The organism is Acidovorax sp. PRC11 (assembly GCF_031844105.1).
GTDB lineage: Bacteria > Pseudomonadota > Gammaproteobacteria > Burkholderiales > Burkholderiaceae_C > Paracidovorax.
Genome location: NZ_JAUZUQ010000001.1, coordinates 381036 through 399632, shown reverse-complemented (window position 1 = coordinate 399632; position 18597 = coordinate 381036). Strand labels below are relative to the sequence as shown.

Sequence of the window (18597 nt, the reverse complement as noted above, 5' to 3'; positions counted from 1 at the left end):
TGTCAAATTTCTGTCGTTTCATGGAGAGGCCTGAACCACAAAGGGAGAGAGACATGGCGCGCATTACCAAGGCCAAGGCCTTTTGCAATGACGAAGTGGCCTACCTGGCCTGGGAAACGGACGGCAAGATCGAAGGGGGCCTGGGTTTCATGGTCACCCGTGTTTTTGTCGATACGGGGGAGCGTCGGGTGCTGCCCACCTGGGTGGCTTTCAAGTCCCAGTCCAATCCCGATTGGGAGGAACAGGACACCAGCGTGTGGCCGATCCAGAAGTTTTCCTGGCGCGACCTGACGCTGCGCAAGAGCCGCAACACCCTTGCCACCCGCTCCGGTCCCCTGCGCGTGAAGTACGAAATCCAGCCGGTCGGACCCATGAAGACGGGGCTCACACCCGTGCCATCGACGGACACGTCGCAGCCAGGCAAGTACAAGGGCAAGCCGATCCCGCTCGCGTTCTATGGTGAGGCGGTCGAGACCAACGAGATCGTCGCGTCCAATGACCTGGGCGAGGTCAGCGTCGGTTTCAACAACGGCATCCTGTCGACGCAAAACCTGCGCAAGCAGCTGCACACGCCCAAAGGCAAGATGCCCAGCGCCGCGAAGGTGAGAAAGCGCATCGAGACCGTGGACGATCCGCTGCGCCGCTACCTGGCGGGCGACATCTTGCCCTTGCTGCGCGAGCTGTTCACGCGGGCCGAGGCCGAGAACGGGACGATCTACGCCGCGCTGTATGAACTGAGCGACCCGGAACTGATCGAGTTGCTGGTGCAGCATGCCAGCCGCCTGCATCTGATCCTCTGTACCGCGGGCAAGGACGAGGACACCGGCGAGTGGGACACGACGAATGCCGAGGCGCGCCAACGTCTGCGCGAGGCCATCGGTACGAAGCAATTGCGGACCCGAAGCATGCAGGACCGCATGTTCAACACCTCCGCTGGCATTGGCCACAACAAGTTCGCCGTATTGGTGGTCGGTGGGCAGCCTCAGGCGGTGTGGACGGGCAGCACCAACTGGACGCCTACCGGCCTGTGCGCGCAGACCAACAATGCGATCGTCTTTCGCTCCGGCCAGGTGGCGCAGCACTACCTGGACTACTGGCAACGCCTGCACAAGGACAAGCAGCCGGTGCCCGATCCCCTCTCCAAGGCCAGCAACGCCAACCAGGGTGAGGCATTGCGCGAGGCCAACAGCCATCCGGCGGACACGGCCATCGACGCGGGCGGCACGCAGGTGCAGCTGTGGTTTTCACCGAACACGGCGGTGCGGGGGAGTCCCGCCACGCGCACCGTCCCCCCCGACCTGGCGGTGTTGTTCGACCTGATGTCGAAGGCCAAGCACGCCATCTTCTTCCTGGTCTTCAACCCGGGCCGCACGGCGGAGATGCAGGAGGATGCGAATACCGCGATTTCGGCGGCCTTGGCCTTTGGTCGCAACCGGCCAGGGCTCTTTGTCGCCGGCGCGATCAGCGACCCCACGGCCATGCCCGGCTATCGCCCGCGCGATCCGAAGGAACCCAAGGTGACGCTACCGGCCATCTATTCCCCAGCTGGAGCGCCCAATGTGCTGTTGGTGCGGGCCGCAGCCGTGGAAGATCCGGTCGCCAACTTCGACAAGGAACTGCTGAAGATCGGGCATGCCATCGTGCATGACAAGATCGTCGTCATCGACCCGATGTCGGAGAAAGATTGCGTGGTGGTCACCGGCAGCCACAACCTCGGCTTCAAGGCCTCCTACGCCAACGACGAGAACCTGGCCATCGTCCGGGGCAACCGGGCGCTGGCTTGCGCCTACGCCGTCCATGTCCTGGATGTCCACGAGCACTACCGATTCAGGGCCGTACAGGAGGAAATCCGGCGCGAAGCGGAACTCTCGGGCAAGAGCGTGGAGAAGGCCGTCGACAAGGGTTTCCTGAAGGAAGATGACACCTGGCAGGACAAGTACGTTGCGCCTGGGCATGTGGATCTGCGCAGCTACCTGCTGGCGGAAGACTGAGGGGCTGCAACGCCGAATGAAAAAACGCCCCGCCACCTTTCGGTAGCAGGGCGTGAACTCAGGCCGCTTGGCGCATCGCTTCGCCATCCAGGCTGGCGTTGCCGGCCTCGTCCTTGTCGAGGTCGAGCTGTTTGAGCAGCTCGCGCTGGCGCACCAGCAGGGTGGTCAGCCGCGCCTCGTGCTCGAACGGCCGGACCTGCTCCAACCGGAGATCATCCAGCCGCTTGCGCCGCAGCTCGAGCTGTTCGCCCGTCCTGGCCTGCAGCTCGCCGACCGAAGCCAACGCCGCCAGCAGCGCAGACACCAGGCCAGGCCCGGTCTGGTAGGGCTCGGCGTCGTAGCGGCAGCGCCCCGCCAGGAAGAACGCGGGCGTTGCTTCGGTGCCGATGGCCTGCAGCCCCAGCTCGAAGCCGCCGAAGCGGCCCAGGATCTGGCCTGACAGCAAGGCTTTGCCCTGGACGATGGCGCGAGCGGTTTTAACAAGTTCGCGCAGGGCGTCGCCCACGGCATCCGGCCCGGCGATCCGCCGGCCTCCCAGCTCCACGGCGATCTGCGCCATGGTCTGGGGCTCCGCCTGGGCCACATCTTCGGCCTGCAGCGCCAGCTTCTGCTCCAACGACTCGATCAGCATGGGCAGCCGTCCCACCTCGCTCTCGTTGGCCCAGCGCTGGTTGCGCCAGACCGAGAACAGGGTGGAGAGCTTGGCCACCTCCGCGTCCACGCCGGCCTTCTCGATCACCATGGGGTTGCCTGAGGCGAGCGCCTTGACCTCCGCGTAGCTCAGCGTGGCGAGCTCCACATCCTCGATCGCCCGCAGGCCCTTGTCGCCGCGCATGACCTGCGCGATGAAGCGCGCCTTGGTCTCCAGCGTCTGCCACATGTAGGCATCGAAGCTTTGCTCGGTCACGTAGCGGAAGATATCGACCTCCTCGCATTCGTTGCCCTGGCGCAGGATGCGGCCCTCGCGCTGCTCGACATCACAGGGGCGCCACGGCGCATCGAGGTGGTGCAGCGCCACCAGGCGCGTCTGCACGTTGGTGCCGATGCCCATCTTGCCGGTCGATCCCAGCAGCACGCGCACGCGGCCCTCGCGGACCGCCTTGAACAGCGTGGCCTTCTGCGCGTCGGTCTCCGCATCGTGAATGAACGCGATCTCCCGCTCGGGAATACCGGCATCCACCAGGCGCTGGCGCAGGTCCTCGTAGACACTGAAGGCCTTGCCGCTCTTGGGGCTGGACAGGTCGCAGAACACCAGCTGCGCGCCGCGGAAGTCCGCCGTGCGCTGCCAGATCGCCAACACCTCGCGGGCGCAGGCCCCGACCTTACCGTCCGGATCGAACCGCGCCGCAGGCGCCACCAGCCGGAAATCCAGTGCCGCCGCCCGGCCGTCGTTCGTGACCGCGAGCATGTTGTCCTCGGTCGGATCGACCTGCCCGTTGCGGATCCTCTCGGCGCGCTGCACCAGCGTCTGCACATAGGCCTTGAGCGCCGTGCTGGCAGGGCAGGCCACAGTGCGGGCCTTGCCGCCGCGCAGTTGGGGCACCGGCAGGTTCAGCATCTCGGCGGTGCGGATGTCCGCGACCTCCCCGAAGACGGCCATCAGCTCCGGCACGTTGATGAAGCGCGCGAAGCGCGTGTGCATGCGGTAGCCGCTGCCGTCCGGCGCGATCTCCAGCGTCGTCACCGACTCCCCGAAGGTCGCCGCCCAGGCATCGAACTGCTGCAGGCCCAGTTCCTCCAGCCGCCGGGGCTGCAGGTAGCGCTGCATGGTGTGGATCTCCGCCATGGTGTTGGCCACCGGTGTCGCCGTTGCGAAGACCACGCCGCGCTGCGCGTTGCCGTGCAGCTTCATCGTGTAGCGCGTCTTCAGGTACAGATCGAACGCCCGCTCCGAGTTCGAGAGCGTCAGACCCGCGACCCGTGTCATCTTGGTGAACCGGTAGAGGTTCTTGAAGAGGTGGGCCTCGTCGACGAACAGGCCGTCGATGCCCAACTGCTCCCAGGTCAGCAGATCGTCCTTCTTCCGGTCGGCGGCCAGCCGCTCCAGGCGTGCCTTCCAGCTCTTCTTCTGCGCTTCGAGCTGCTTGATGATCCGGTTGCTCCGGTCTCCGCTCTTCTCGGCGCGCACCGCCATCTCTATTTCATGGATGACCTCCATGATGTAGTCCTCGGTGAATTGCGGCGACATCCGGATGCGCTCGAAGCTCGAGTGCGTGATGACCACCGCGTCCCAGTCGCCCGTGGCGATGCGCGACACCAGCTCGCGCCGGGGGTCGCCCTCCAGATCCTCCTTTCCGGCCATGAGCACCGAGGCCTGCGGGTACAGGCGCACGAACTCGGCCGTGTACTGGGCCAGCATGTGGTTGGGCACCACATGGCAGGGCTTGGACAGAAACCCCAGGCGGCGCATCTCCATGCTGGCGATTACGCACACCGCGGTCTTGCCGGCACCGACGACGTGGAACAGGCCCACGTTGCCGGTCTGCACGGCGCGCCAGACAGAGTCCCGCTGGTGCGGATGCAGCTCGAAGCACTGCGAGAACCCCGGCAGCTTCAGGTGCGAGCCATCGAAATGCCGCGGCCGCGTGGCGTTGAACAAGTCGTTGTAGACCCGGCACAGCCGCTCGCGGCGTTCGCTGTCCTCGAAGGCCCAGGCCGCGAAGCGGTCCTTGAGCACCCCGAACTTCTCCCGCGCCGCCAGCGTTTCCGCCGGATTGACGTGGTAGCGGTCCGTGGCCGGATCGCGGTCGCGCACCGTCGGCACCTGCACGTTCAGTGCGGCCTGCACCAGATCGATGGCATTCATCCGCGCCGTGCCCCATTCCTGGGTCACCTTGACGTTGTGCCGGGCGCTCCACTCGGGGTAGGTCACCGACCAGGCGCCGGCCTCGGCCGAGTACGACACCTTGCAGTCCTTGAGCTCCAGCACTTCATGGATGAAGGCCTCGACGTCGCCCGCCGGTATCCACACCGCACCCAGGCGCGGCTCGATGGAAGCGGGCGGCAGGTCCTCGGGCTGCACGCGCTCTAGCGCTTCCACATTGCGGCGCAGGGCCGGGCCCGAGAGCGCCGCCTGCTTGAGCCTGGCCTTGACGTTGCCCGACAGGTAGTCATCCGCGGTCTTCCAAGCGTCGTCGGCCGGATCCAGGAAGATCTGCCCGGCCTCGGAGAGCGTGGCAAGCACTTCGTCCTCGGGCGCCGAAAGCAACTGGGCCATGTAGCCGGGATCGACCCGGCCCCGCCACTGCACCGACGCGGCCAGCGCCTCGGTGGGCTCGCCGACTGCCGTCGGAGGGGATACCCGGCGCAGCGTGCGCTGGGTGAACAGGGCTGCCTTGCGGGCGGTGTCCGACTCTTCGTCGTAGTGCTCCAGCGACAGTAGCAGCGGGTAGTCCGGGTCACGCCGGAAGGCCAGCGCGTTGGCCCGGGTGCTCAGGCAGCCGTGGCGAGCCACATAGCGGTCGTAGGTGCCATTGAGCATGGCCCGCAACTGCGCAAGCCCTTCGTCACCGTCCTGCGCCAGCTGCGCGTCGAGTAGCGCCCGCGCATGGTCCCGGAGCGCGCACATGCCCGCGATGCGGGCGCGCTGGGTGGCATTCAGGCTGTCATGCAGGTCGACCAGCTCTGCGCCTTCGACCCGGTGCACGCGCCCGTGGTTGACTCGGAAGCTTCCAGGCCGCGCGCCGTGCTCGGCCGGCACGGCGGCGCGCACGGAGGCCAGCACCACCGGTTTCGCCGGTGCGTACACGCCGCTGGGCAGCAGCGCGATGCGTTCGGCCAGCGCCGGCTCGAGGTCGCCCTCGAACACTACGGTCGGCACTTCCTCGTAGCCGTTGCTCTCCTGCGTGACTTGGCCAATGCAGAACGCGGGGTTCCTCGCGTACCAGGCGTTGATCTGCAGGTACTTGTGCGGGCAGCGCGGGTGGCGCAGCCCGTCCGGGACCAGCACGCGTTCCATCCAGACACCGCTCACGGCCTCGCCGGGGTGGCGCTTGCGCAGGAACAGCATGTCCGTCTGCACATCGGTCGAGGCGAGGCCGGCGAAGGCGCCTCGGGGCAGCCGGATCGCGCCCAGCAGCTCGGCCTGCGACGCCACATACTCACGCACGGCGTCGTCGCGGGCCTCCATCGTGCCGGTGCTGGTGATGAAGCACACCAGCCCGCCGGGGCGGACCAGATCCAGCGCGCGGCCGAAGAAGTAGTTGTGGATCCGGAACCGGGCATAGGGCTTGGGGCCCGCATCGGCGGCCGGGTAGTTGCCGAAGGGCACGTTGCCGATCACCAAGTCGAACCAGTTCTCGGGCAACGCCACCTTCTCGAACGGCGCAATGCGCACGTCGGCGCCATGCGGCGCGTACAGCGCCTGCAGCAGCCGGCCGGAGAGCCGGTCGATCTCGATGGCGGTGACCGCGCTGCGCTCGGCGAGCGCGCGGGGCATCGCGCCCAGGAAATGGCCGACGCCGGCAGCAGGTTCAAGCACACGCCCGCCGGTGAAGCCGAAGCGCTCCACGGCCTGCCACATGGCCTCGATCACATGGACCTCGGTGTAGTGGCTGTTGTTGACAGAGGCCCGGGCCGACGCGTAGTCGTCGGCGGGTAGCAGGGCCTTCAGCGCTTCGGCGCGGGTACACCAGGACGGATCCGTGCCTTCAAGGTTGAAGGCAGCGGGCAGGCCGCCCCAGCCGGTGAAGCGAAGCAACTGGCTGCGCTGGTCGGCGCTCGCGGGCTGCTGATTGGCTTCGAGGCTCTGCAGCACCTGGATCGCGGCCACGTTGGCGTCGAACTTCGTGGTGCTGCCGCTCAGCCCAAGCAACTGCTCGCGGCCGAGTGCCGGCCACAGGCTGCGCGTGGTGTCAGGCTTCTTGCCGGCAATGACGCGCCAGCTCGCCCGTGGTGCAACGGCGGTCGGCGGCTCCAGTTCGGCAATGGGACAGGAGGAGGTGAGATCGACCGCCTCGGCAGGAGGCGGTGCGCTGAACAGATCTATCTCGGGAGACGGATCGGGAAGATCGGGGCTGTCCGGATCGAATCCGGGCAGCCACAGCGAAGGCGTGGAATGGCGAGCCATCGGTGGTTCTCCGAAAGGAAGCGGGGAACGCACCGACCCATGGGGGAGGCGAGCTCCCCGGATGGGATGGACGAATGAGCACGGCCCTGGGCCCTGCGCGTGGGCGGCAGGATCAGGACGTGTGGTGAATGGGCAGCGCAGGGCTGCCGTGGCGGTGGGGCGGGTATCGACCGCTACGCCCGAGCGGACTCGGGAACGCCCGGAAGGGCGTGCGTTGGCCAAGGCCTGGTGCGAGGATCAGTGTGGGGCAGGCACCGCTGGACTCGGTGCCTGCCGGGGAAATGCCAGCGTCAATGCTGGCCAGGAGGGGCGATTGGCGGTGGCAAGACGCCTGGGGCCAATCGGCCCGTGCCGGTCAATACTCGCTGGGCAGCAGCAACGTGGTTACGCTCCGGTCCCACTCGGTGATGATCCAAAGCTTCAGATCGGACGCCACTTGGTAGGACGAGAACAGCCGATCGTTGCCGGATTGCAGTGCGGCGTCGTTCAGGCTCCGGTCGCTGGCATCGAGATCGCCCCAGTCACCGCTCAGATGGCGGTACAGGTATGGCGTGGGATCGAGCCGGCCTTCGTCGACCAGCGTGTCGACGCCGATGGTCATGACGATCTGTCCGGCGGCGAATCGGGCTTTCGACGGGACGATGAGAACTGCGAGTGCCATGGTGATTCCTTCGAGAAAGAAGAGGAGCCACGGCACCCGATGGGGCGACATGGCTCCATCGGGTGGATGGGATGAATGAAGACGGCTGCGGGTCGTCAGGGAACGAAGCCCTGCGAGGCGCGCGCACGCCGTTCGAGGGCGGAGGCCAGCGCTTACTGAAAAACCTGCGGTTCCACGGTTTCTCCGCACATGAAGGCCAGATAGGCTCCCGCCTTGCTGATGTCGGAGAAGCACGCCACGACCGCGCCCTCGTGCAGCACCTGCCAGGGCAGATCGGTTTGCTCATGGGCACGCTGGATCGCCAGGCCGGGCACACGATAGGCCGGGTGCCGATAGAGATCCCGGCCGCAATCCCAGGCGATCAGCCGCAGCAGGCAGCTCGTCAGAATGACGGTGCCCCCGTCCTCGTCGGGTTCGACCAGCAGCGGCACTTTCATGGTGCCGGTGGAGCGGCCAATGCGGCCGACCACGTCGTGCTCTTCCAGCCAGCTTCGGCCGGTGGCGGTGTCGCCGAGCACCAGCCGCACTTTGCGTCTGTCGCGCCGGCAACTCTCCAGCGCACTGGCCGCCTTGGGGTCCGTCCCCGGGTCGAAGTAGGTCTGCCGTGTCAGCGGTGATCGACCCCAGGCGGCGATGGCGGCCTGGTACTTGGCGTAGCCGTCCAGCGAACCGTGGTCGCCGGGCGCGAAGGCCAGGTCAGGCCGTTGCAGCCGGGCGGCAATCTGGTCGGCGTGGCCGCGTGCGTTGTCAAAGCCCAGGCAGGTGTAGCCATCGCCGCAGGGGATGACGTACAGCCTCTGTTCGGGACTCAGTGTCACGTTCATGGTGGGTTTCTCCGAGGTTGAACGGAGCCCACCCCTGCAGGGCGAACCCCGCAGGTTGGTCGGATCAAGCGCGGATGCCGTGGCACCTGCGCGAATCCTTGGCTTCAGGCGGCCAGCAGTTCCTGGCCGTTCGGGTGACGATTCGGGGTCACAAACAGGCGCTGCAATGCCGTCACATCGCCGCGGGACAACGCCGCACAAGCCTCGGCGACATCGGCCTCGACGTCGGGCGTGTTCGGCGCGCAGGGCTGGACAGTGGCAAAAGCCGTGTCGTTGGCCATGAGGAACGACAGATGGCCGCTGCTGGGATCGTGTTCCACGCGCTGCACCCAGGAGGGATGATTTGCCAGCTGGCGGCGGATCAATTGGGTGGCGGCAGACAGAGACTCCGTGAACTCGACGCGTTCTAGGTCGCCGAGTTCGTGGCCGTAGAAGTGCACGAGGTAGTTGCTGGGCTGCAGCGGTTCGAGCATGTCGAACCGGAGTGCGGGGACAACGGGCACTGCCGTAGGGTCTGAATCGGCGATGGTGGGCGGCGCAACGACCTCCACCTGCTGGCAGCTTTCCAGGTGGCTCAGCTTGAGCAGCAGCGCGTCGGCATGGGCGCGTTCATCCAGGGTGAGCTGGGTGCGCATCGCGAGAATCTCCTGGATCATCAGGCGCAATTCCTGAACGATGGCGCGCTCGGCGCGGCGTTCGATGGCGCACAGGGTCTCGGTGATGGGGGTCATGGATGGCCTTTCTGTGAATGGGTGAACCCGCCTCGGCCCGAAGGCGGGTGAGACGGAATGGCGCGGCGGGGCCGCGGGCAGGGAAGGGGAAACGCGCCGAAGGGCGCAAACACGGGGCCGGCGATACCGGCGAAGCGACTGCTGCCGGGGCGGCTCAAGGCATGGCAGCGGGGCTGCGTCAGGCGGGTAACGACCGCGACGCCCGAAGGACTCGGGATGCTCGGTGACGAGCAGGGGCGACAGCCCGGGAAACGGCTTCAGTCTGCCCGGAGTCTGGGGCGGCTGAAAGCAGCCGGACGCGGTGCCCGCCCGCAAGGCCAGGCCGATACCGGCGATTGCCGGTGGCGACTGCGCTCGCGGTGCACGGCGCGGTGACTGGTTTCCGGGGTGCCGAATGCCAGTGATTCGACTAAATTGACCTTTTGATGTATAATTTCATCAATCTGGTCAAACGGAGTTCATGCCATGGCGAAAACCGCATCCCACATGCTGCAGGGCGACGTGTTCACCGTGCAGCCCTACCGCGCCGACCGGGGGCATGGCCCGCGCGTTGGCCGGGCCTTTGTGCTCGAAGTGGCGGACGAAGCGGCTTCCAGCACCTTGCTGGCTTCGCTGCCGCTGCTGGATCGCCTGCTGGGCGAGAAGATCGCTGCGGTGCGCGAGCGCCGCATGGAGGAAATGGTCGATTTCATGGCGGCGCGCATGCTCGCCCCCAGCGTTGTCGAGTTGGAGATGGCGCAGCGGCTCGCCCAGCGCCACGCCCGCATCCTCAACGAGTTCGGTTTTTTCAGTGCGGAGCAACTGGCCGATGCCAACGGCTCCCAAGCCAGTAACCGCACTGCGCTGGCCGACAACTGGCGCAAGCGCCGCCAAGTGTTTGCCGTTCCGCACCCGGACAAGGCGGCGCGCGACCGAGATGTCTATCCCGCCTTCCAGTTCGAGAACGGCAAGCCGATCAAGGCGGTGCAAGAGGTATTGGAGGCCTTCGGCGGGCGTAAGGCGCCGTGGAAGCTGGCGCTGTGGTTCACCTCGAACAACGGGGGGCTGCCAGACAGCGCGCGCCCAGTCGATCTGCTGGCCAGCGATCCGGATGCCGTCGTGCAGGCCGCGCGGCGTGACGCCGAGGGGAGCGCCGCTTGACTTGCCGTGCGCCGGTTCCGCCACTCGATCCCTTGTTCGACCGCTGGCCGGCGGGCCGGGTGATCCATGTCATCCACGATACGGCGTTTGCCCCCGAGAGCTTCAACCCCGGCGTCGATGCGGCACGCAGGCTTCGCAAGCCCACGCGCTTCGCGCCGATACACAGCCTCAAGGGCAAAGTCGTTCCCTACCTGTACGGCGGCTCCACGCTGGACTGCGCGATCTTCGAGACCGTGTTCTATGACGTGCCCATCGATGCGCCCGACAAGTTCGTCGACCTCGACGACTTCGCACAGCGCGGCCATGGCGAACTGGTCCCCAGCCGCGACCTGAAGCTTGTGGACCTGACGAGCGAAGGCCTGCACCGCCTGAAGGTGCCCAAGGAAGAACTGATCGCCAGCCCCTCGCGCGACTACCCGGCCACGGCAGCCTGGGCCCAGGCGCTGCACCAGCAGTTCTCCGATGTGGATGGCTTGTTGTGGATGTCGCGCCAGCGGGACCGGGATCATGCGCTGGTGCTGTTCGGGGATCGGCTCACCGGCGCGTTGAGCGGTCGGCGCGTCGGCGGTCCGTTGGCGCGCAATACTGCGCTGAGAGACGCCGTGCTGGCGGCGGCGCTGAGGGCAGGCATCGAAGCGGACTGAAGAATGGCATAGGCTGGTCCATTCCTGTCAGTGCGGGCTGAGGAACTGAACCAGGGAATGTTCTCGGAAAAACAGAGGGAGAGGCAATGCTGTCATTCAGGGTCGTCGATTCGGCATCTGGGTCAAGCAACGGAAATGAGGTACTCCTCGTCCGTGACAACTGGAACGATTGGTTCGTCTGGGTTACCCAGTTCCATGTGGTCGTGGTCACGGAAGACCGGCGTCGGATCGATATTGGCCACGTAAAAATCGCCAGGGCGGGAATGACCTCCGAGTCCGCCGTCAGCTCGGCGTTGCTCGACCCCGTCTTCCCCCGACTCGACGCGCCATGGTTCTCGATGGGCCAGACCGAGAACTACTACGAACAGCTCAACGAACTCGGTGAGCAGTTGCGGGACGAGTACCTCCTTGCAATGCGTGACATGGCGCGGAACCCGTCACTCCTCGAGGAATACGCTGCCGAGGAAGTTTTGCGGCGATCGCTGCTGCGCGATATCGATATCGACCGGGTGCGCAATCGCTTCCACCGGCTCGCGCTCGGCAATGTCGTGCTCACCGCGTTCGCGTTTCGCTACACGTTTCCCCAGGATCCGCGAACCTTGGACGCGCCGCCGCAACTCGATTTCCAGGTCACGCCCGAATCCAGTCCACCGACCAACGTCCACGTCGTCATCGGACGGAACGGCGTTGGCAAGACGCGCTGCTTCGACTATTTGTCGCGGGCCTTTCTTGGCCTTCAATCGCGTGACGGAGGTGCGGTAGGCGAATTGGGGCCACTGAATCCTCTCGGGTTCAACAGTCCGTTTGGGTACGTCAATCCATCCCCGAAGAAGGGCCACGGCTTTGCCGGATTGGTGACGGTTTCGTTCAGCCCATTCGACGAGTATGGCCCGCTGGTACGCGCGGATGCTCCACTGGAGGTGAGGTACGAGTACATCGGCCTGATCCGGCAGTCCGCAGCGGATATTCAACCCGGTGGCGTCGATGATGATGGACAGTCGGAACTGAGCATCAAGGGGCGTTCCGAGCTTGTTCGGGATTTTTTGAAAGGCATAGTCGCTTGTCGCGGTGCCGCGCGTCGGCGTCGTTGGCTGAAAGCGGTCGAGCTGCTGGAGGCCGATCCCTTGTTTCTTGACGCGAATGCCAGGAGCGTCATCGATGACATAAGTGAGGGCTGGGAAGATCGCACGCGCAAATGGTTCCGGCGGCTGAGCTCGGGCCATAGCGTTGTCCTTCTGACGATCACGCTGCTCGTCGAACTTGTCGAGGAAAAATCACTGGTGCTCATTGACGAGCCCGAAGGGCATCTCCATCCGCCGCTGCTGTCGGCTTTCGTGCGTGCGCTGAGTGAGCTCATGGTCAACCGCAACGGCGTGGCGATCATCGCAACGCACTCGCCGGTCGTTCTGCAGGAGGTGCCCCGTTCTTGCGCATGGGTGCTGAACCGCACGGGCCACTCCGCGCGCGCCGATCGCCCCGAACTGGAGACCTTTGGCGAAAACGTCGGAATTCTCACCCGCGAAGTGTTCGGACTGGAGGTCTCGCAGACCGGCTTTCACCGCTTGATCAGCGATGCGGTGCAGCCAGGAGGGTACGAGCAAGCCGTTGCGCGATTTGGCGGCCGGCTCGGCGGCGAGGCACGATCGTTGGCCCGCGCCCTCAGCATGGTTCCTCCGCCTCCACCCGACGCGGCAGGCGGGGAGGCTTGACGTGCGAAACTTGCCCCTTCCAACCGACACGCAGGCGAGTGTGTTCGCGCTGTGCCTGGGCGCCACGACAGATCCTGGCCTTCAGGCCCGCCTGACGGCAATTGCTGCCAGTCTCGCTGCTTCTGGGGTGACCTACCATGCGAACGCTACGGCGGCCTCGCTCCATCACGTCGAGCGCCGGCCCTCGGTTGGCGGTGTCACCAAGGCGGAGTTGACCGGACTTTACGAGGAGCATCTGAGCAAGACGAGCGGCGCGGCCCGCGCGGTCTATGACCGCATACGCAGCGCGGCACCGAACAACCGTTGTCCGCTGTGCGGTGTAGGCAGCGTCGCCCATTGCGACCACCATCTGCCCAAGTCACGCTATCCCGATTTGTCCATCTTGCCGGCTAACCTCGTGCCGGCCTGTCATTTTTGCAATGACAAGAAGCGTGCGAAGTATCCGGCCACGGCGGGGCAACAGACCTTCCACCCTTACTTCGACCAGCATCTGCTGCAAGATCCCTGGGTGCGCGCAACGCTCAACCCAGGGCCGCCACCGGTGCTGGTGTTCGACGCGTGTCCTCCAACTGCCTGGTCCGCAGTGGATCAAGATCGCGTTCGGCGGCATTTCGACGTGTGCGGGCTGGCGATAACGTTCACGACCAACGCCAATGATGAATTGCCGATCCTTCGCGATAGGCTGATCCTTCAGGAAGGGCGCGGCGGCGTGGCGGCAGTCCAGCAGTTCCTGGATGATGAGCGAGACCTGCATTCGGTGCGGCCCAACAGTTGGCAATACGCAACCTATCGCGCGTTGGCCGCTGATGCTTGGTTCGTGGGCGGAGGCTATCGCACGATCCCGTGAGCGGGCGCAGACGCGCTGTCGCGTTCCATGGCCCAGGCGCAGCCAAGGTGATAGGCAAGGCGGTACAGGTGCGGTGAGCCATCGTCCAGGTGCCCTATACTGCGCCGCCCTGGATGAGCGCCTCGCGGTAGCGGCACAGGCCTTGCGGGCTGGTCGAAGGACGCGGGAGGTTCGGCGCGTGGGCATCGCGCATGCCACCATTGTGGTTGCAGGATGCCTGGGTCCGAAGGCTCGCGCACCCGAAGCAGTCGCCTTGAATGGAACGCGCGGCATGTGATTCTGGCCGCATGGAAACACAAGCCGCTACTCTGCTCGGCCCTCTTTACCACGGTACCCGTGCCGCGATTGGGCGCCGCATTCTGCGCGATGGATTCCGACGTTCGGCCTCCCGCAGCTACACCGGGACAGGTGTCTGTCTCAGCGAGTCGATCACCGTGGCCTACGAGTACGGCATGTACGAGACCGGTGGCTGCGTGCTGGAGGCTTGGCTGGCGCCCATCGCGCGCTGGACCGACCGGATCGACAGCGACGGCGGCCGGCTCAGCGTCGGAGAGGCGTGGGATCGATTCTTCGTGCGCAGTGGCAACGATGCGGTGCGCGGCTTCGGCGGGAACGTGTGGGTGGTCTGGAATCCGGCCGTCCTGGTGTCGATGCGAAGGCTGTCACATGGCGACGCGATCCGGCGCATGTGCGCGGCGTTCGACGAGGATGGCCCGGATTGCGGATACAACGGTGTGGCCTCCCAATACGCGTCGATCTGGTGGGGCTGCGAATCGCAGGATCCGAACCTCACGCGCTTCCCTGAAGAAGAACGGACTCTGCGGCAGAACCTGCAGCGCTTCCTTGGCCGGAGCCGTTCGAGGCCCGCAGCTGCACCCTCGGCGCCGCGGGCCGGAGGCTGATCGTGCAGCAGATCGAATTGCCCGGGCTGGCGCTGGCAGCGCCTCAGTCTCCCTGGGCCATCTCCCCAACATCGGCGCAACGCTTCAGCGTGGCCCGTGATCCCATGATCGACACCGCCTTGGCAGGCCATGCGCCGGTGTACGTCGGCGTGAGCGGCGGCAAGGACAGCCAGGCCCTGGCCTACCGGGTGCAGGAGCATCTCGACGCCATTGGGCACTCTGGCGTGCGCGCGCTGATCCATGCAGACCTAGGGCGCATCGAATGGCGTGACTCGTCTCCGGTGTGTGAGCGACTGGCCGAGCGGCTGGGCTGGGAACTCGTGACCGTGCGCCGGCCGGCTGGGGACATGGTGGATCGCTGGCTGTCGCGCTGGGCGGCGAACGTGGAGCGCTACCGCATGCTGGCGTGCGTCAAGCTCATCATGCCCTGGAGTTCGGCGACCCAGCGTTTTTGCACCAGCGAAATGAAATCCCAGGTGCTGGCCAGGGCCATGCGTGCCCGGCACCCGACCGGTCCCGTGATCTCGGCCGTGGGGCTGCGCTGGCAGGAGAGCGCTGCACGGGCGCGCAAGCCGGTGGCGAAGCACGATACCGTGCTGACCCGTGCGCGCGGTGTCTGGTTGTCTTGGCACGCGATCATCCACTGGCCGCGCCAGGACGTGCTCGACTACATCGGTCGGCGCGGCGGCGTGCTGCACGAGGCCTACCGCATCTATGGCAGCAGCCGGGTGTCCTGCGCCTTCTGTGTGCTGGCAGCGCGAGCCGACCTGCAGGCGGCCAGCCGCTGCGGGGACAACGCTGCCGTCTACCGCGAACTGGTGCGGCTGGAGGTGCGCAGCACCTTCTCCTTCCAGGCGGGAAACTGGCTCGGCGACGTGGCGCCGGACCTGCTTGATCCAGTACTGCGGGCGCAGCTTGCCGAAGCGAAGGAGCGCGCTATGCAGCGGCAAGCCGCCGAACTGGAAATCCCCGCCCATCTGCTCTATGAAGCCGGCTGGCCTACATGCCTGCCGACGCCCGCAGAAGCGCGGCTCCTCGCTTCGGTGCGCCGGCGCGTGGCCGAGGCCGTGGGGATCGCCGCCGACTGCCTGGACAGCGAGGCGGTCAGTGCACGCTATGCGGCGCTGATGCAGCAGCGCACGCAGCGGCTGCGGGCGTGACGCGCGTTGCGCAGGCGGGCCGAAGACCTTCAGTTCAGGTGCTGATGTACCAGCTGCCGGAACTTGGGGCGCAGTGCTCGCTCAGGATCGACCGACAGCATCTCGCGCCGACCGCTGGGCCAGGCCAGTTCGCCGTGATGGCCATCGAGCGTCAGCACCGCACGATCGAACACGCGCTTGGACGGGTTGCCACCACTGCCCACGATTTGCAGCGACGTCACCGTGGCGCTCTCGATCCACAGCCAGCGGGTGCCATTCCCCTCGGGTAGGCCGGGGTGCGCAAGCTCAATCTCGGCCAGACTGCCGTGGGCGGCATCGAGCAGTTGGAGCACGGTGTAGTGGATTGGCATGGCGTGGTCGCCGGGGAAGCGGGCGCTGGCCCGGCGACCGGCCAGCGTCTATCGCAGCGTCAGGGTCCGAGGCTTACAGCGCAGCGTCCTTGAGCTTCTTCAGCGCACGCGCCTTGATGCGCACCGTCGCGGGCTTGGCAGCGAACACCTGTTCTTCCTTGGTGAATGGGTTGATGCCCTTGCGCTTGGGTTTTGCGGGCACCTTTTGCACGCCGATCTTGAGGAGGCCGGGCAGGGTGAACTCGCCCGCGCCCTTTTTGTTGACCGCTCCGAGCACCGTGGTTTCCAGGGCGGCTAGCACCGCCTTCACGGCTTTGGGCTCCACGCCCGACAGTTCCGCCAGGTGGTTGGTCAGGGCCCCCTTGGTGAAGGTGTCCTTGATGGGACGGACGGCCGTCGTGGCCGGAGCCTTGGTCTGGGCGGCTTTCGTCGCAGGTGCCGGCTTGTTGGTTTTCTTCGCAGTTGCCATCGTTCTCAGTCTCGTTCGTTCTGGTTGAAGAAAAGGGGCGCGCCACTGCAGTCGGGCGCATCCGCGCAGTAGGCCGATTTTATCGGGCGGGTCTGGCGCGCCGCCCGATCGACGTGCAATGGGCAGTTGCGTGAAGCGTCAAGGCACGGAGGCCAGCTGTTTCTTGAACCGTGGGAGAAGGGTCAACTTGTGCGTCACGTAGGTAGTGCTTTGGCTCTTGTCGCGCTTGTCCGGGACGACTCTTTCCACGGCATCGGCCGCCTTCCAGAAGCCGAACATCGCGACTTCGCTGCCCACGGGGAATGACGACAGCCAGGTTGCATCCGCGTGGGCGACACTGATCTCGAATGTCTCCAGCCGCCTGGGGTCGGCCGTCTTACGGGTCAGGGAGAAGCAGTTCATGAAGCTGCTCTTGTATGTCGCCCCAGGTCCGGGACTGTGGTGATGCCTGACGGCTGCGGCCAGGGCAATAGGGTGCGCGGCCTCACCGCCTCGCCGGATGAACTCCCAGGCCTCGTCAAGGCGGTCCGCCTCAAAGAAGAACTGTTTCCAGGGGATGCGCTTTGCGCCCATGCGCAACGTCAGCTCGGCGGCCAGCAGGGCGTCGGACTCGCACATGGCGCGCAGGACCACCAAGTCTGACGCCGTGCGCAGATAGCTGTCGAGCTTACGTTCCGATGCAGCGAAATCCGTGGACGACGAACCGGCCTTGGCAGCTGGCCGGTTGCCTGCGGCCACCGACGCATCCCCTGACAGCCCCGGTTTGCGCAGCCCGTTATGAAGCGCGAACAACCGCAGCTCTCGCTTTCCATCACCCAATGCACTCAAGAACTCAGGATCGGACTGGTCTGCGATGGCGGTGAACCTCTTTGCTGCATCGTAGCGGCAGCCCTCCGCATGTTCTGAGCCCGTGCTCAACCCGATGTATGCCGGCACATCAATGGATTCGATGCGGTTGGAGCGATTTTGCTGATGGCGAGGAACGAACCGCACAGAGCACGCGCATGACGGGTCGTCGCACAGAAGCGGTGGAGCGGCACCTTCAGCATCCTTCAGGCGCTGAAGCGTTTCAACGGTGTAGGTGTGTCCCCGGTGATCCTTGGCGGATCGCATCTTGATGCCCTTGCCCATTTGTTTAGATCCCTGTTTTCAGTCCGACTTACATCGCATCAGTGTGCCAGCTGGAGGTCGTCATTCATGCTGCACGGGTCCACACTCGACACTGAGCCGCACAGGCGCGATGGAGTGCGTCACGCCCGCATTGCGAAATGCGGGTATCCCGGCAGCAGCTACGGGCGATCCTTGCATTCCTCGACGCGCCTGGCCAGCAGACTCAAGGTGACGAGGTATTGGGCCGCCTTCTGCTCGTTCAGGTCGTGAGCGAGCGAATGTGCCTTCACATTGCGCACACCCGTATAGATGCCTTCGTAGATCTGAAGAAACCCCTTCTGGTCGTTCCGTCCCGTCTCCGTTGAGATCTCGCTGAAAACCAGCTTTCCCTTCTCCAGGCCGAATGCTTGTCCCACGAGGTCCTTGCCATCCAGGTTGAGTCCGGTGCGGGCACGGAGCATGTCGAACACCGCGATGACGCCATTGAGCACCGCATCTCTCAGATGGCCGTTGCGGTATTGGCCGAGGGAGCTGGCAACAATGGCCGGATGCAGCAGGCCTTCGAAACCCATGGTCTCTGCCTTCTTGGAGCCCTCCCGCGCCAGCGCTTCAGCGGCCTTGAGCACCGAGGGGATGTCATGCACCACAATGTCCTCATAGTCGCCGTTCATGCCGAACCTGATGTGGCGAGCCATTTCGCTCAGCCGGCCCGTGTTTTGCATCTCCGGATCGGCCTCTCTCCACAACCGGTTGAGGGCCTCGTAGTCTTGCTTCATGTAGCCATTGATTGTCTTGGCGGTTTCGCTCTCGTCCGCCAGCAGGCGCCCTTTGGCGTCATTGGCTTTCGCCATCAGGTCACGACATTTCTCATTCACTGAAATCAGCCACTCGATCATTCGCAGTCCCTCCTTCTCTAGTTCGAGATCAAGTTTACGGGCCGCAAGCACTGCGCGCCTGCAATCTGGCGGGTGTCGACCATGCACCCCCTTTG

Annotated in this window: 15 protein-coding genes; 7 read left to right on the top strand and 8 right to left on the bottom strand. The window is 65.5% G+C overall.

What is annotated here, in order from left to right; translation table 11 throughout:
- The first annotated feature begins 53 nt into the window (after positions 1–53).
- The gene (locus Q9R47_RS01810; protein WP_311231483.1) at positions 54–1991 is read left to right on the top strand and encodes a phospholipase D-like domain-containing protein; all 1938 of its coding nucleotides are present in this window, start codon (positions 54–56) and stop codon (positions 1989–1991) included.
- Positions 1992–2049: 58 nt separating this feature from the next.
- On the opposite strand, the gene Q9R47_RS01805 is transcribed toward Q9R47_RS01810, so the two are convergent.
- From Q9R47_RS01805 to Q9R47_RS01790, 4 genes are all read right to left on the bottom strand, one after another.
- Entirely contained in the window at positions 2050–7059 is a 5010-nt protein-coding gene (locus Q9R47_RS01805) for a DEAD/DEAH box helicase (protein ID WP_311231482.1), read from the bottom strand.
- A 355-nt stretch (positions 7060–7414) separates the two neighbouring features.
- Complete coding sequence (locus tag Q9R47_RS01800) at positions 7415–7720, bottom strand: hypothetical protein (protein WP_311231481.1); 306 nt, start codon at positions 7718–7720, stop codon at positions 7415–7417.
- Between the two features lie 152 nt (positions 7721–7872).
- On the bottom strand, positions 7873–8544 hold the full coding sequence (locus Q9R47_RS01795) for a hypothetical protein (RefSeq protein WP_311231480.1): 672 nt from the start codon (positions 8542–8544) through the stop codon (positions 7873–7875).
- Positions 8545–8648: 104 nt separating this feature from the next.
- Entirely contained in the window at positions 8649–9275 is a 627-nt protein-coding gene (locus Q9R47_RS01790) for a hypothetical protein (RefSeq protein ID WP_311231479.1), read from the bottom strand.
- Between the two features lie 465 nt (positions 9276–9740).
- Between Q9R47_RS01790 and Q9R47_RS01785 the strand changes: the two genes are divergently transcribed.
- From Q9R47_RS01785 to Q9R47_RS01760, 6 genes are all read left to right on the top strand, one after another.
- The gene (locus Q9R47_RS01785; protein ID WP_311231478.1) at positions 9741–10415 is read left to right on the top strand and encodes a hypothetical protein; all 675 of its coding nucleotides are present in this window, start codon (positions 9741–9743) and stop codon (positions 10413–10415) included.
- Between the two features lie 32 nt (positions 10416–10447).
- Entirely contained in the window at positions 10448–11059 is a 612-nt protein-coding gene (locus tag Q9R47_RS01780; RefSeq protein WP_311231477.1) for an RES family NAD+ phosphorylase, read from the top strand.
- Between the two features lie 86 nt (positions 11060–11145).
- Positions 11146–12768, top strand: a complete 1623-nt coding sequence (locus tag Q9R47_RS01775; RefSeq protein WP_311231476.1) for an AAA family ATPase — start codon at positions 11146–11148, stop codon at positions 12766–12768.
- A gap of 1 nt (position 12769) precedes the next feature.
- Positions 12770–13615, top strand: a complete 846-nt coding sequence (locus Q9R47_RS01770) for a hypothetical protein (protein WP_311231475.1) — start codon at positions 12770–12772, stop codon at positions 13613–13615.
- A 434-nt stretch (positions 13616–14049) separates the two neighbouring features.
- Positions 14050–14517: a hypothetical protein gene (locus tag Q9R47_RS01765; RefSeq protein ID WP_311231474.1), complete on the top strand. Its 468-nt coding sequence runs from the start codon at positions 14050–14052 to the stop codon at positions 14515–14517.
- Positions 14518–14519: 2 nt separating this feature from the next.
- Entirely contained in the window at positions 14520–15677 is a 1158-nt protein-coding gene (locus Q9R47_RS01760) for a phosphoadenosine phosphosulfate reductase family protein (protein ID WP_311231473.1), read from the top strand.
- A 29-nt stretch (positions 15678–15706) separates the two neighbouring features.
- Here the strand turns inward: Q9R47_RS01760 and Q9R47_RS01755 are convergent, their stop codons facing one another.
- The 4 genes from Q9R47_RS01755 to Q9R47_RS01740 form a co-directional block, all read right to left on the bottom strand.
- Complete coding sequence (locus Q9R47_RS01755) at positions 15707–16027, bottom strand: hypothetical protein (protein ID WP_311231472.1); 321 nt, start codon at positions 16025–16027, stop codon at positions 15707–15709.
- Positions 16028–16100: 73 nt separating this feature from the next.
- Positions 16101–16496, bottom strand: a complete 396-nt coding sequence (locus tag Q9R47_RS01750; RefSeq protein WP_311231471.1) for an HU family DNA-binding protein — start codon at positions 16494–16496, stop codon at positions 16101–16103.
- Positions 16497–16634: 138 nt separating this feature from the next.
- On the bottom strand, positions 16635–17627 hold the full coding sequence (locus Q9R47_RS01745) for a hypothetical protein (RefSeq protein ID WP_311231470.1): 993 nt from the start codon (positions 17625–17627) through the stop codon (positions 16635–16637).
- Between the two features lie 158 nt (positions 17628–17785).
- Positions 17786–18502, bottom strand: a complete 717-nt coding sequence (locus Q9R47_RS01740) for a TIGR02391 family protein (protein ID WP_311231469.1) — start codon at positions 18500–18502, stop codon at positions 17786–17788.
- Positions 18503–18597 lie beyond the last annotated feature (95 nt).